This window comes from Pseudomonas sp. DR48, from assembly GCF_019823085.1.
In the GTDB taxonomy this organism is placed as follows: domain Bacteria; phylum Pseudomonadota; class Gammaproteobacteria; order Pseudomonadales; family Pseudomonadaceae; genus Aquipseudomonas.
The window spans coordinates 1,463,285-1,478,048 of sequence record NZ_CP081946.1 but is presented as its reverse complement, the minus strand read 5'-3'; the positions used below and the strand labels follow the sequence as shown (position 1 = coordinate 1,478,048).

8 protein-coding genes and 1 pseudogene are annotated in these 14,764 nt (G+C 60.3%); 6 read left to right on the top strand and 3 right to left on the bottom strand.

Annotated features, from left to right (window positions below; translation table 11 throughout):
* Nucleotides 1–147: 147 nt before the first annotated feature.
* Together K5K95_RS06780 and gshB are read right to left on the bottom strand one after the other, a co-directional pair.
* Nucleotides 148–1,047, bottom strand: a complete 900-nt coding sequence (locus K5K95_RS06780) for an energy transducer TonB (RefSeq protein ID WP_222588836.1) — start codon at nt 1,045–1,047, stop codon at nt 148–150.
* Between the two features lie 106 nt (nt 1,048–1,153).
* Nucleotides 1,154–2,125: a glutathione synthase gene (gshB, locus tag K5K95_RS06775; protein WP_222588835.1), complete on the bottom strand. Its 972-nt coding sequence runs from the start codon at nt 2,123–2,125 to the stop codon at nt 1,154–1,156.
* Between the two features lie 235 nt (nt 2,126–2,360).
* Here gshB and pilG point away from each other — a divergent pair, with 235 nt between their 5' ends.
* The 6 genes from pilG (at nt 2,361) to K5K95_RS06745 (ending at nt 12,369) form a co-directional block, all read left to right on the top strand.
* Nucleotides 2,361–2,765, top strand: a complete 405-nt coding sequence (gene pilG, locus K5K95_RS06770) for a twitching motility response regulator PilG (RefSeq protein WP_008152601.1) — start codon at nt 2,361–2,363, stop codon at nt 2,763–2,765.
* 57 nt (nt 2,766–2,822) lie between these two features.
* Complete coding sequence (gene pilH / locus K5K95_RS06765) at nt 2,823–3,188, top strand: twitching motility response regulator PilH (RefSeq protein WP_222588834.1); 366 nt, start codon at nt 2,823–2,825, stop codon at nt 3,186–3,188.
* Between the two features lie 10 nt (nt 3,189–3,198).
* Nucleotides 3,199–3,747 carry a chemotaxis protein CheW gene (locus K5K95_RS06760; RefSeq protein ID WP_222588833.1) on the top strand — a complete coding sequence of 183 codons (549 nt, stop codon included), beginning with the start codon at nt 3,199–3,201 and terminating at the stop codon, nt 3,745–3,747.
* A 156-nt stretch (nt 3,748–3,903) separates the two neighbouring features.
* Nucleotides 3,904–5,961: a methyl-accepting chemotaxis protein gene (locus K5K95_RS06755; protein ID WP_222588832.1), complete on the top strand. Its 2,058-nt coding sequence runs from the start codon at nt 3,904–3,906 to the stop codon at nt 5,959–5,961.
* A gap of 53 nt (nt 5,962–6,014) precedes the next feature.
* Nucleotides 6,015–11,918, top strand: coding sequence for an Hpt domain-containing protein (locus tag K5K95_RS06750; protein WP_222588831.1), 5,904 nt, complete (start codon nt 6,015–6,017; stop codon nt 11,916–11,918).
* Nucleotides 11,911–12,369, top strand: coding sequence for a chemotaxis protein CheW (locus tag K5K95_RS06745; protein ID WP_222588830.1), 459 nt, complete (start codon nt 11,911–11,913; stop codon nt 12,367–12,369). Before K5K95_RS06750 ends, K5K95_RS06745 begins: the two co-directional genes overlap by 8 nt.
* A 203-nt stretch (nt 12,370–12,572) precedes the next feature.
* Here K5K95_RS06745 and K5K95_RS06740 read toward each other — a convergent pair.
* Nucleotides 12,573–14,758, bottom strand: a pseudogene (locus K5K95_RS06740) (lipase family protein).
* Between the last annotated feature and the right edge of the window lie 6 nt (nt 14,759–14,764).

The following is a 14,764-nucleotide window of genomic DNA, read 5'->3' as shown; positions in this document are numbered from 1 at the left end:
AAGCTGGGGATGGCGCAATTTGGCAGTCGACGCAGATCAAATGTGGGAGCGGGCTTGCTCGCGAAGGCGGTGTGTCATTAGACATTATTGCTCAATGACACACCGCCTTCGCGAGCAAGCCCGCTCCCACAAGGGGTTTTGCGGTGGTCAGTTACTGGAAAGCCTGTCCCCAGGGGCAAACTTCCAGGTGCGGATGATTTCCAGGCGGTCGATATCCGACAAATCCCCGGTAAACGGTGAAAACGGTGCCGCCAGTCGCACAATACGCTGGGCCGCCTGATCCAGCAGCGGTTGCCCGGAGGATTCGAGCACCAACACTTCATACAGCGAGCCGTCGCGGTTGATCGAGACCATCAGTCGCAAATTGCCATAGATCTGCTTGCGCCGCGCCTCGTCGGGGTAGTTCAGGTTGCCGATGCGCTCGACCTTCTTGCGCCATTCGTCTTTATACCAGGCGCCCTTGTCACGCATGGTCGAGGCCGCGCTCAGGCGGTGAATGCGCGGGCGCTTGGCGTATAGCTGCTGTTCGTTGGCCAGTTCCGCTTCCAGGCTGGCGATGTCGCTGGACAGCTGTTCACTGTCGAACGTCGGCGCGGCCACGGCGGGTTTGGTCTGGGGTTTGACCTCTTCGGTCTTGGCAGCGGCTTTTTTCGGCTTCGGCGCGACGGTCGTCACGGCTGCCTTGGGCGGCGCTTCCTGCACTTCAGGCTTGGCGGCTGGCGGTGGGGTGACTTTTTGCACCTTGTTGTCCTGGAAAGGCGCGACCTCGGTGGTCTTGGGAATGGCCTTTTTATCCAGGGTGCCGCTGCCTTCCTGATTTTCCTGGGCAAGGAAATCGGCTTTCGCAGGCTTCTTTTCGCTTTTGAAGGTGGCGAGGGTGATTTCCAGGGTTTTGCTGATCTGCTTGGGTTCGACCATCGTAAAGCCGACGCCCAACAGCAAGGCCAAGTGAATCAGCGCCGCGAGAAAAAGGGTAAATCCGAGGCGATCGGCCGGGCGCACGCCACGATGGGCGAGTTCAACGGGAAGATCGGACGGGAGTGTCATCAGAAAAAAACCAACATCGCGTTTTTACAAGCCCGGCATGATAACGCAATGTTGGTTTTTAGCTTCAAGCTACACGTTTGAAGCGACAAGCTGTATGTCGCGTATTTCAAGTTTGCGGCTTGAGGCTTGCAGCTTGCAGCTTCTTCTCGATCGCATCCATCAGCAGCCCACCGATGTCGGTGCCGAAGGCATTATCAATCTCGCGAATGCAGGTCGGGCTGGTGACGTTGATCTCCGTCAGGTGCTCACCGATCACGTCCAGACCGACGAACAGCAGGCCTTTTTCACGCAGGGTCGGGCCGACTTGCGCGGCGATCCAGCGATCCTTCTCGGTCAGTGGGCGGGCTTCGCCACGGCCACCGGCTGCGAGGTTGCCACGGGTTTCACCCGCCGCCGGAATCCGCGCCAGGCAGTAATCCACCGGCTCGCCGTCGATCATCAGGATGCGTTTGTCGCCGTCGACGATCGCCGGCAGGTAACCCTGGATCATGATCTGCTGCTTGCCATGCAAGGTCAGGGTTTCAAGGATCACCGACAGGTTCGGGTGACCGGCGGTGTGACGGAAGATCGACGAACCGCCCATGCCGTCCAGCGGTTTGAGGATCACATCACCGTGGTGATCGGCGAACTCGCGCAGTACGTCCGGGCGACGGCTGACGATGGTCGGCGGCGTGCACTGCGGGAACAACGTGGCGAACAGCTTTTCGTTGCAGTCGCGCAGGCTCTGCGGCTTGTTGACCACCAGTACGCCTGCGCGCTCTGCTTGTTCGAGCAGATAAGTGGAGTAGACGAATTCCATGTCGAACGGCGGATCCTTGCGCATCAGGATCACGTCCAGATCGCTCAACAGGGCGTCGGTCTCGGCTTCCAGTTCGAACCATTTTTGCGGATCGGCGAACACTTTCAGCGGGCGCATCCGCGCCCGGGCTTCGCCCTCGGCCTGGTACAAATCGGCCTGTTCCATATAGAACAGTTCCCAGCCGCGCTTCTGCGCGGCCAGCAGCATGGCCAGCGAGCTATCCTTTTTATAGGAAATGCTGGCGATAGGGTCCATGACAATCCCGACGCGAACGCTCATGGGTGTTTCCTCGAAATAGGGTGGTCCGAATGGACACGAAAAAGTGGCGTCAGATTGGCGCCCACGGTGTTCCCGGTCAAGGAAAAACCACGGTGCCGGTCCCCCGATAGATTGGAGTGGGAGACTGTGCTAAAAAGGCTGCCATGTCATGCTGGCCCTTGAGTATCAAGGGTTTCGAGCCACCGAAGATCCGTAAACGGACAAATTGATTCGCAAAGGCGACGGTAGAGCATTTATGGAACAGCATTCCAGCGCCTTGAAGGTCATGGTGATCGACGATTCGAAAACGATTCGCCGTACCGCCGAAACGCTGTTGAAGAATGTGGGTTGTGAAGTCATCACGGCCATCGACGGTTTCGATGCCCTGGCCAAGATTGCCGACAATCACCCCGGCATTATCTTTGTCGACATCATGATGCCGCGTCTGGATGGCTATCAGACCTGCGCTTTAATCAAGAACAACAGTGCGTTCAAGTCCACGCCAGTGATTATGCTGTCGTCCAAGGACGGGCTGTTCGACAAGGCCAAGGGGCGCATTGTCGGCTCCGACCAGTTTTTGACCAAGCCTTTCAGCAAGGAAGAACTGCTGAACGCGATCCAGGCCCATGTTCCGGGCTTTGCCGCCGTTTTGCCGCAGTAGGACACTCACAGTGACGTTCGGCCAGCGGGCTCGGCGTCGACAAGAATGGGGAAGACCATGGCACGTATTCTGATCGTCGATGACTCGCCGACCGAAATGTACAAACTGACCGGCATGCTGGAAAAGCACGGTCATGAAGTGTTGAAAGCCGAAAACGGCGCAGACGGCGTGGCCCTGGCTCGTCAGGAAAAACCGGACGCGGTCCTGATGGACATCGTCATGCCTGGCCTCAATGGCTTCCAGGCGACCCGCCAGCTGACCAAAGACCCGGAAACCGGGCATATTCCGGTGATCATCATCACCACCAAGGATCAGGAAACCGACAAGGTCTGGGGCACGCGCCAAGGCGCCAGGGACTACCTGACCAAACCGGTCGACGAAGACACCCTGATCAAAACCCTGAACAACGTATTGCCCGATTGATCGCCCCGTCATGACCGAGTCGCTGACGGCGTTCGAACGGCTGCTGCAGATTGATCAGCGCTGTCGCCTGCTGGCGGCGGATTTGCCGTCGCAGCCGACCCGACAGGACCGCTGGAGCGGTATCGGGTTTCGCCTGGGCGAGGCCTGGTACGTGGCGCCGATGGGCGAAGTCAGCGAGGTCCTGCATGAACCGCGTTTCACTCAGCTTCCTGGGGTGAAACCCTGGGTCAGGGGCGTGGCCAACTTGCGCGGGCGATTACTGCCGATCATGGACTTGTGTGGTTTCTTCGCGGGTAATGACGCCAGCCATGAACTGTCAGCGGTGCGCAAACAACGTCGCGTGTTGGTGGTAGAACATAACGAGGTGTTTGCCGGGTTGCTGGTCGATGAAGTCTTCGGCTTGCAGCACTTTGACCAGGACAGCCTGGCGCCGGCAGCGAACTTGAGCGGCCCGATAGCTCCGTTCATTAAAGGCCGGTTTCAGCGTGAGCAGGATTGGCAGGTGTTCAGCCCGTTTGCGTTGGCGCAATCGCAGAGCTTTATGCATGTGGCGGTGTAACTGGCTCGACACCAACCCAATGTGGGAGCGGGCTTGCTCGCGAAGGTGTCGTGTCAGTCTACTTCAATGCTGAATGACACACCGCTTTCGCGAGCAAGCCCGCTCCCACAGGGGTTCTTTGGTGGGGTCTAAACGTTGGTTAACAGGCGAGGACCGATGATCAAAACAACAACAGGCAAGCCGGAAGCATCGCGCAGCCGCTCGCAGATCATCGTGCTGTTTATCGCGCTGATCATCTTCATCATGCTGCTGTTCGCCAACTTCGCTTACCTCAATACGCAAGCCTCGTACGACAAACAGTACATCGGCCACGCCGGCGAGTTGCGCGTGCTGTCCCAGCGCATTGCCAAGAACGCCACTGAAGCCGCCGCCGGCAAGGCGGCGGCGTTCAAGTTGCTGAGCGATGCGCGCAACGATTTTGCCCAGCGCTGGGGTTACCTGAAGAAGGGCGACCCGGCCACCGGCCTGCCGCCAGCACCGTCCACCGTGCGCCCGGAAATGCGCGCCGTGCAGCAGGACTGGGAGCGCCTGCTGAAAAACACCGATGCGATTCTCTCCAGTGAGCAGACCGTGCTGTCGCTGCATCAGGTCGCCGCGACGCTGGCCGAAACCGTGCCGCAGTTGCAGGTCGAGTACGAAAAAGTCGTCGAAATCCTCCTGCAACGGGGCGCGCCGGCGGCTCAGGTGGCCATGGCCCAGCGTCAGTCGTTGCTCGCCGAACGTATTCTCGGCGCGGTCAACACCGTGCTGTCCGGCGATGAAAACTCGCAGCAAGCCGCTGACGCGTTCGGTCGTGACGCCGCGCGATTCGGTCAAGTGCTAAACGGCATGCTCCAGGGCAATGCGGCATTGCGGGTCAGCCAGGTCGAAGACCGCGATGCGCGCGCTCGCCTGACCGAGATTTCCGAGCTGTTCGAGTTTGTCTCCGGCTCTGTGGATGAAATCCTCGAAACCTCGCCGGAGCTGTTCAAGGTTCGTGAATCGGCGACCAATATCTTCACCCTGTCGCAAACCCTGCTCGACGAAGCCTCGCACCTGGCCACCGGGTTCGAGAACCTGGCCGGCGGGCGCGACACCGATACCCTCGGCGGCTACGTGCTGGGTCTACTGGCGCTGATGTCGATCATCCTCATCGGCCTGGTGATGGTGCGCGAAACCAATCGCCAGCTGCGTGAAACCGCCGAAAAGAACGAGCGCAACCAGACCGCGATCATGCGCCTGCTCGACGAGATCGAGGATCTGGCTGACGGCGACCTGACCGTCACCGCCTCGGTGACCGAAGACTTCACCGGGACCATCGCCGACTCGATCAACTATTCCGTCGATCAACTGCGCGATCTGGTCGCGACCATCAACCTCACCGCCGGCCAGGTGGCCGCCGCCGTGCAGGAAACCCAGGCCACCGCCATGCACCTGGCCCAGGCGTCGGAGCATCAGGCGCAACAGATCAGCGAAGCGTCCACCGCGATCAACGACATGGCCCAGTCCATCGATCAAGTGTCGGCCAACGCCGCCGAATCCTCGGCGGTGGCCGAGCGCTCGGTGGAAATTGCCAACAAGGGTAACGAGGTGGTGCACAACACCATCCACGGCATGGACAACATTCGCGAGCAGATCCAGGACACCGCCAAACGCATCAAGCGCCTTGGCGAGTCTTCTCAGGAAATTGGCGATATTGTCAGCCTGATTGACGACATCGCCGACCAGACCAACATCCTTGCGCTCAACGCGGCCATTCAGGCTTCCATGGCCGGTGACGCCGGGCGCGGTTTTGCGGTAGTGGCCGACGAAGTGCAACGCCTGGCCGAGCGCTCGTCCGCCGCGACCCGGCAGATCGAAACCCTGGTGCGGGCGATTCAGGCTGACACCAACGAAGCGGTCATTTCGATGGAGCAAACCACCACCGAAGTGGTGCGTGGCGCGCGTCTGGCGCACGATGCCGGCGTGGCCCTGGAAGAAATCGAAGGCGTGTCCAAGACCCTGGCGGCGCTGATCCAGAGTATTTCCAACGCCGCGCAGCAGCAGACGTCTTCGGCGGGGCAGATTTCCCTGACGATGAATGTCATCCAGCAGATCACCACGCAGACCTCGTCGGGTTCTACCGCCACCGCCGAAAGCATCGGTAATCTGGCGAAAATGGCCAGCCAGCTGCGGCGTTCGGTGTCCGGTTTCACCTTGCCGGCCGCCAAGGTGCAGGCTGCGGATAAAGTGTGAAGCGCCGCTGGGCGAATGCTTTTTTTTGAGTAGAGCAGTGATTTGGAGTGGTTATGGGTGATCGGCACGACTATGTGGCCCTTGAATGGGTCAAAGGCGAGATTGCCGAAACGCTGAAAGTGGCTCATCAGGCTATCGAAAACCTGCTGGATGACCCTCAGGCGACGCACATGCTGAGCGATTGCCTGGCGTGCATCCACCAGGTTCACGGCAGTTTGCAGATGGTCGAGTTCTACGGCGCGGCCTTGCTCGCCGAAGAGATGGAGCAACTGACGAGCGCCTTGCTGAACAAACGCGTCAGCCATCGCGACGAGGCGATCCATCTGTTGATGCAAGCACTCGGACAACTGCCGATCTACCTCGACCGGGTACAAGGCGCGCGCCGCGATTTGCCCTTGGTCGTGCTGCCGTTGATCAATGACCTGCGCAGCGCCCGGGGCGAAAGCCTGTTATCGGAAACCAGTCTGTTCAGCCCGCAGTTGCCGGACCTGCCGCCGCTCGGCGAAGAATCGCTGGCACTGCTGGAACCGGCGGATTTGCCAAATGTGCTGCGCAAGTTGCGACAAATGTTGCAGATGGCCCTGGTTGGATTGCTGCGTGAGCAGGATGGCGAGACCAACCTCGATTACCTGGCCAAGGTTTTTTCACGCCTGGAAGGGCTGTGCGCCGATGCGCCGCTGAGCCCGTTATGGCACGTTGCCTCGGCGCTGGTCGAAGGCATGCGCGCCGGCGCGATCGCCAACAGTCCGGCCTTGCGCAGCCTGTTCAAGGACGCCGACAAAGAACTCAAGCGCCTGCTTGAACAAGGCATGAGCGCAATCAATCAGCCGGCACCGCCGGAGCTGCTTAAAAGTTTGCTGTTCTACATTGCCAAAGCCGAACACCCCACCGGGCAGATGCTGACCATGAAAGATCGCTACGGACTGGACGACGCGCTGCCTGACAGTGCAATGGTCGACGAAGAACGCGCACGTCTGGCCGGCCCCGACCGCGATGCCATGCGCTCGGTCCTGGCCGCGCTCTGTGAAGAACTGGTGCGGGTCAAGGAACACCTGGACCTGTTCGTGCGCAGCGATCGCCAGCACACCTCCGACCTTGGCAACCTGCTGGCGCCGCTGCGACAAATCGCCGACACCCTGGCGGTGCTGGGCTTCGGCCAGCCGCGCAAAGTGATCATCGATCAACTGGCGGTGGTGCTGAGCCTCGCTCAGGGCCAACGCGAACCCAACGACGCCATCCTCATGGACGTTGCCGGCGCCTTGCTCTACGTCGAAGCAACGCTGGCCGGCATGGTCGGCACCGTCGAGCCGGAAAGCCAGGAAGACAGTCATCTGCCGACCATCGACCTGACGCAGATCCATCAGATCGTGATCAAGGAAGCCCGCATCTGCCTGCAACAGGCCAAGGACATGATCGTCGACTACATCGACGCCGACTGGGACCGCCAGCAGTTGCAGGCATTGCCTGCTTTGCTGACCCAAGTGCGTGGCGCGCTGTCGATGATTCCGCTGGGCCGTGCGGCGAGCCTGATCGAAACCTGCAATCACTTCATCCGCGAGCATCTGCTGCTGGAACCGGGCCAGCCCGGTTGGCAGGAACTGGACAGCCTCGCTGACGTCATCACCAGCATCGAGTATTACCTTGAGCGTCTGAGTGACGACCCCGAAGCACCCGGCGAACAACTGCTCGACGTGGCGGAAAAAAGCCTGGCTTCACTCGGGTTTTTCCCAAGCGAACAGCACGTGCCGATGCTCGAAGATGTACTCAGCCCGAGCGAAGCCCAAGTCATGCAGGACCTGCAGGCGCTGGATGATCCCGACACCGTCAAGTCGCTCGCCGATGTCCTGGCCAGCCCGGTGTCGTCGGTCAATCCGCCCGCCCTGAACATTCCTGGCAGCCTGTTGCCGCCGCCCGCCGGTGAAGAACCGGTGGACGATGAGCTGCGGGAAGTGTTCCTCGAAGAAACCGACGAGGTTCTGGAAGTCCTCCGTGATTATCTGCCGCGCTGGCTGGCCAATCCCGACGATCAGGCCGCCTTGAGTGAATTGCGCCGGGCGTTCCACACCTTGAAAGGCAGTGGCCGGATGGTGCGTGCGCTGGTGCTCGGCGAGCTGGCCTGGGCGATGGAAAACCTGCTCAACCGTGTGCTGGAGCGCAGCGTCGCGCCTGGCCCTGCTGTCCAGCAACTGCTCGGCGATGCATTGAAACTGCTGCCGCAACTAGTGGCCGAATTCGCCGCCAACGCCCAGCGCCAATGCAACGAAGTCGACCATCTGGCTGCTCGCGCCCACGCCCTCGCCAAGGGCGAGACGCCTGCCAGCGATGAAGATACCCAGGACGTTGCAGCCCTCGATCCACTATTGCTGGAGATCTTCCGCAAGGAAGCCGAAACCCATCTCGCCAGCCTCAACCGCTTCCTCGACCAGGCTGCCGAGCATGTGCCGCTGCAGGCCAGCGACGAGTTGCAGCGGGCGTTACACACCTTGAAGGGCAGCGCCTCGATGGCCGGCGTATTGCCGATCGCCGAACTGGCGACCCCGTTGGATCAACTGGCCCGTGAATACAAAGCCCACCTGATCGCCCTCGATCTGGATGAAGTCGAGTTGCTGCTGGAGGCCGAAGGGTTGTTCCGCCTCGGGCTGCGGCAACTCAAGGATGATCCGCTGGCCGAGATTGCGGGTGCTCCTTCGTTGATCGAACGCACCAAATCACTGCTCGCCGAGCGCCTGGACGCGCTACAGAAGGCGCCGACCACGGCACAACGCACCAAGCGTGATCCGCAGTTGATCAATAACTTCCTGGCCCAGGGCATGGACATCCTGCTGGACGCCGAAAGCCTGTTGCAGCGCTGGCAACAGCACCCCGGCGAGCGTCAGGAACTCAGCGCGTTGCTCGACGAATTGACCACCCTGGGCGAAGGCGCGCACCTGGCCGATCTGCATCCGGTGGACGAACTCTGCGAAGCCTTGCTCGACCTCTATGGTGCGGTGGAAGAGAGCAGCCTGGCAGTCAGCGAGCGGTTTTTCCACGAGGCGCAAAGTGCCCATGAAGCGCTGATCAACATGCTCGACGAACTGGCCGCCGGCCAGGAAGTCAGCCCGCAACCGGAACGCATCCGGGCCTTGCGTGGCTTGCTCGATGAAAGCCTTGATCCTTCGTCCATGGGCCTGATCCGCAGTGATGGCAGCCGCAGCCTGAGCATTCGCGAACTCGGCAGTGCCACCGCCGAACTGCAACAGACGGCGACTCAGGTCGAGCTGGACGATGAAATTGTTTCGATCTTCCTCGAAGAAGCGGTGGATATCCTTGAGAGTGCCGGCCAGGCCTTGCAGCGCTGGCTGAGTGATCCGGATAACGCCGCGCCGTTGTCATCCTTGCAGCGTGATTTGCACACCCTCAAGGGCGGCGCGCGGATGGCCGAGGTCGAGCCAGTCGGCGATCTGGCCCATGAGCTGGAAAGTCTTTACGAAGGCCTGGTGGACCGCCGTTACAGCCACAGCGAAACCCTTGCGCAGCTGCTGCAACAGAGCCATGACCGGCTCGCAGTGCAGCTTGATCAACTGCAGAACCAACACACGCTGGATGCCCCGGACGATCTGATCGAGGCGATTCGCAAGTTCCGACAAGGCAATGTCATCGGCGCTGACGCGGCGCATCCAGCGCCCGCCAACGACTCGCCTGGCCATGACCCCGAGCTGCTGGAGATCTTCCTCGAGGAAGGTTTCGACATCATCGAAAACTCCGGTGCGGCACTCGTGCGCTGGCAAGCCGAACCGAATAACCGTCAGGAAGTGGAAACCCTGCTGCGCGACCTGCACACGCTCAAGGGCGGCGCGCGGATGGTGGAAATTGCCCCTATCGGCGACCTGGCCCATGAACTCGAATTTCTTTACGAAGGCCTGTCCGCTGGCGTGCTGCAACCGACCCCGGCGCTGTTTTCCCTCCTGCAAAGCAGTCACGACCGACTGGCACAAATGCTCGATGCCACGCGCGCCGGACAACCTCTGCCACCGGCCGAGCAGTTGATCGATGCGATCAAGAACTTCAGTCATCCCGCTGTTCTCGATACGCCAGTGGTGACGCCCGCCGCCATGCCCAAGGCCGAGACTGCCTCGCCACTGAGCGAGGCGGGCGCGGACATGGTCAAGGTCTCGGCAGAACTGCTCGACGACCTGGTCAACCTGGCGGGTGAAACATCGATCTTCCGTGGCCGTATCGAACAGCAGGTCAACGATGCGCGGGTGGCCCTGAACGAGATGGAAACCACCATCGAGCGCATGCGCGATCAACTGCGCCGGCTCGATACCGAAACCCAGGGACGAATTCTCAGTCGTCAGCAAGTCGATGCCGAACGCCTGGGCTACGAAGAATTCGACCCGCTGGAAATGGACCGTCACTCGCAGTTGCAGCAACTGTCGCGGGCGTTGTTCGAGTCTGCTTCCGACCTGCTCGACCTCAAGGAAACCCTCGATCGACGCAATCAGGACGCGGAAAACCTGTTGCAACAGCAGGGCCGCATCAACACCGAATTGCAGGAAGGCCTGATGCGCACGCGCATGGTGCCGTTCGAACGCATGCTGCCGCGCCTGAAACGCATCGTGCGCCAGGTCTCCAGTGAACTGGGCAAAGACGTCGAGTTTGTGGTCGGCAACGCCGAAGGCGAGATGGACCGCAACGTGCTTGAGCGCATGGCCGCGCCGCTGGAACACATGCTGCGTAACGCAGTGGACCACGGCCTGGAATCGACCGAGGCGCGGATTGCGGCCGGCAAACCGGCTCAGGGCCGCATCACCCTCGACCTGTCCCGAGAAGGCGGCGACATCATTTTCGACATCCGCGACGACGGCGCCGGCGTGCCGCTGGAAGCTGTGCGGCGCAAGGCAATCAAACGCGGGTTGCTGGCGCCGGACGCCGATCTCAGCGACCACGACGTGCTGCAATTCATCCTGCAGCCGGGGTTCTCCACCGCCGAGAAAATCACCCAGATCTCCGGGCGTGGCGTGGGCATGGACGTGGTTCACGAAGAAGTCCGGCAGCTCGGCGGCACCATGAGCATCGATTCGGTGCCTGGCCAGGGCGTGCACTTTCGCATCCGTCTGCCGTTCACCGTCTCGGTCAACCGGGCCCTGATGGTGCAGTGCCTGGATGACCTGTACGCGATTCCACTCAACACCATCGACGGCATTGTTCGCGTGCTGCCCAACGAACTCGAAGGCCATTACCGGCTCGATCCGCCGACCTACCAATACGCCGGGCAAACGTATGAGCTGTGCTACCTGGGTGAATTGCTGAAAACCAGTACGCGCCCGAAATTGCTGGGCCAGAGCCTGCCGCTGCCGGTATTGCTGGTGCAATGCAACGAACGGCACATCGCCGTGCATGTCGACGCCATGGCCGGCACCCGCGAGATCGTGGTGAAAAGTCTCGGTCCGCAGTTTGCCGCGGTACAGGGTTTGTCCGGGGCAACGATTCTGGGGGACGGGCGGGTGGTGCTGATTCTCGACTTGTTGGCGCCAATCCGCGCCATGCAGGCGCGCGTGCCACAACGGCCGATGTCGGAAGATGTCGAGGTAGAACCGCACAAACCGCTGCTGGTGCTGGTGGTCGACGATTCGGTCACGGTGCGCAAGGTCACCAGCCGTCTGCTCGAACGTCACGGCATGAACGTATTGACGGCCAAGGACGGTGTCGACGCCATGCTGCTGCTCCAGGAGCACATGCCCGACGTGATGCTGCTGGACATCGAAATGCCGCGCATGGACGGCTTCGAAGTGGCGACTCAGGTGCGCGCTGATGAACGATTGCAACACCTGCCGATCATCATGATCACCTCGCGCACCGGGCAGAAACACCGCGATCGCGCCATGGCCATCGGCGTCAACGACTACCTCGGCAAGCCGTACCAGGAATCGGTGCTGCTCGAAAGCATTGCCCTATGGAGCAAAACCCATGCATGAACAACGCACCAGCAACCTCACCGGTCTGCTGTTGCCTCTGGCCGACCGCAACCTGATCCTGCCCAACGTTGCGGTGGCGGAGTTGATCGACTATCAGCCGGGGGCGTTCGATCTGGATACGCCGCCGTGGTACCTGGGGCTGGTGCAGTGGCGGGACCGGCAGATTCCGCTGCTCAGTTTCGAGTCGGCATGCGGCCAGAAAATCGTCATCGGCGAACGGGCACGAATCGTCATTCTCAATGCCCTCGGTGGTCGACCAGAGCTGAAATTCATCGCGCTGCTGGTGCAAGGGATTCCGCGCTCCTACAAACTCGACAGCCAATTGAGCTATGTGGACGTGCCGTTGTGTCCACTGGAACAGGCGGCGGTGCAGGTCGGGGAGCAAGTGGCCAAGGTGCCGGATTTGCTGGCGTTGGAGGAATTGCTCGTTAAAGCGGGGTTAGCCCACTGATCGTTCCCACGCTCTGCGTGGGAATGCCTCAACGGACGCTCCGCGTTCGGCTCTGGATGGGACGCAGAGCGTCCCAGGCTGCATTCCCACGCAGAGCGTGGGAACGATCATGAGTTCACCGCAGCCCCGTCTGTTAAGCGCCGGCCTGAACCTTCAGTACGATTCCTCATGGTGGTCCAGCGCCCGTCGCCCATTGCCTTTTTTCAAACAATCGAATCGATATCGAGGGTATGCGGTGCCCCGATGGTATGTCCGTAGATCGACGCCAGTAACGCCTCATCATTCCCGCTGCTTGGCGCCATGGCCAACTGCTCCTTGACTTGATTTTCGGCATGGGCAAGCCAGCGTTGAAGGTTTTCTGCCAGCCGCTCGGGCTGAGTCGAAAGCGATCCGTAGACCTCTTTTTCGCCGATACGCTGGTCCCGCAAGGTTTTCAGTCGAGCGAGCGTGACGTGCACTTTGTCGACCTCAAGACTGAAGGCTTCGACTCCCGGCCTGTAAGTTTCTTGATGTTTCGGGGTGGAGTTCGGCATTTGACTTCGCTTGGCACGCAACTGCTCGGTGATGCGTTTGAGTGCCTGCTCTACCAATCCAAACTCCCCGTCGGTAACGAGGGAGTGTTTTTTCTTTAGAGCCTCCTGTGAACGCTTGAGTGATGCCCAGCACGCGGGAATGTAGCTGCCGACCATCGAGTGGTGTCCGGCGTTAAAGAGTTGGGTCAGTAACGTCGGTCTGTCCGGTAGCCCGTTTTTTTGCTGGATGGCTACCGAGCACGCGGCATGCTGGGTGATGGTGTCGCAGCCGGGCTCCCACAGGATCATGGACACTTCCTTGCGGCTGAACTGCACCGGCATCGCATGACGCAGGGTGCCGTGATGGTCGTAGGGTTCGCCTGTCCAGTTAGTGATGCCGGCAACAAATACCGAGAGGCCAGCCGGCACGTTGACGAAGGTCAGTGCCGCGCCCGTTCCGAAAACACCCGCCTTGGTGTTCATCCAGGTGCCGGGCACGCTCGGCACCGGGTCGTTGTGGTTGACCATTCGGTAATGCACCAGCTGTTTTGCACTTTTTGTGAAATTGGAATCGCCTGCGCGAGGTGCGCCGTAGGTGTAGAGCTGGATGTTGTAGCCTTCCGGTCTGCGGCGCAGCATTTCCGAGAGTAGCAATGCCACCGCTCCACCGAGGCTGTGGCCACAGATCAGCAGTTTTTGACCGGCATAAAACCTGTCGAGGTATTTGACGACAAAGTCGTAGGTTTTCTGCGCTGCCTCGTAAAAACCACGGTGTACTTTGCTGTCAGTGTCTTCAAACGGCACTTGAAGCGCATCGGCATCGCGCAGGCCATCCGCCATGATTTCGAAGGTACCACGCACTGAAATCAGGATCATCTCGTCGTGGTGAGTGATGAAGGCCTGGGTATCGGTGGATTCTGCACCAACCTTCCCGTCGTCGAAAAAATGCACTACAGCGGGATGTTCCTGATCATCTTTCAGTTCAGGGCTGTTTACGGCATAGAGGGCTGGGTCGAAGGGCACGATTTCCAGTCGTTTGGAGTACGGCACGTCCTCATACAGCGGGTAGTAAGCGGTTGGTTGCGCCGAATCGACTTTCCCGAGTTCTTCAAACTTGGCCAGTGCGTCTCCGAACCAGTTGCCCACGCTGGGTTGCAGGGGAAAGCTCACTGTGATGGTCTCGACGGGGTGCGTATCGGGTTTTTGGCCAAAGGGGCAATAACTCAAAGTGGCCATCAGTGCCAGTTGATACAGGTTTAGCGCGCAGAACTCCGTGTCGGTCGACAGCATGGGGCGCAAGGCCCGCAGCGGCCGCACTTCCAGCACGGTGTGCTGCATCGGCAACAGCGTCACGCCAAGCGCGCCATGCTTGCCCATGATTTTCGCCGGTCCGGCACTGTGCGGGTAATGGCGATAAACCTCAGGGGGCAAATGCGAGACATGCCTGACCAGATGACGCACCTCGACCTGAACGTATTGATCCGCGCAGGTTTGTGCGGGGTTGTCTCGGGTGCGGGTGGAGTTTTGGTTCAGAAAGCGGGTTTGCTCGGCGCGTACCTGGAGTTCGGTGATTTCGAGGGGGTAATGGGGTCTGGTTTGTAAGTCTTTATATAGCTCTTCTGACCCTTGGTACTTTTGATCGACGATGAGCGCAATCGGTCCTGCAAAGTGATTAACAACCTTGCCTGTGCCGGTAACATCGAGGCTGCCGTGGTAGGTTTTCCTTCTGAATCGGTTACCACGTAAGCCAACCCTGCGTAGGGTTCGCCAGAGCCGAACTCGTCGACCAGTTGGAAGCTGCTCGATCGACCCTGTGCAGGACATGCCAATACGCGGCTGCTCAGCGGCGATTCCAGTTCCTTTTCCAATGACGTCATGTCGTG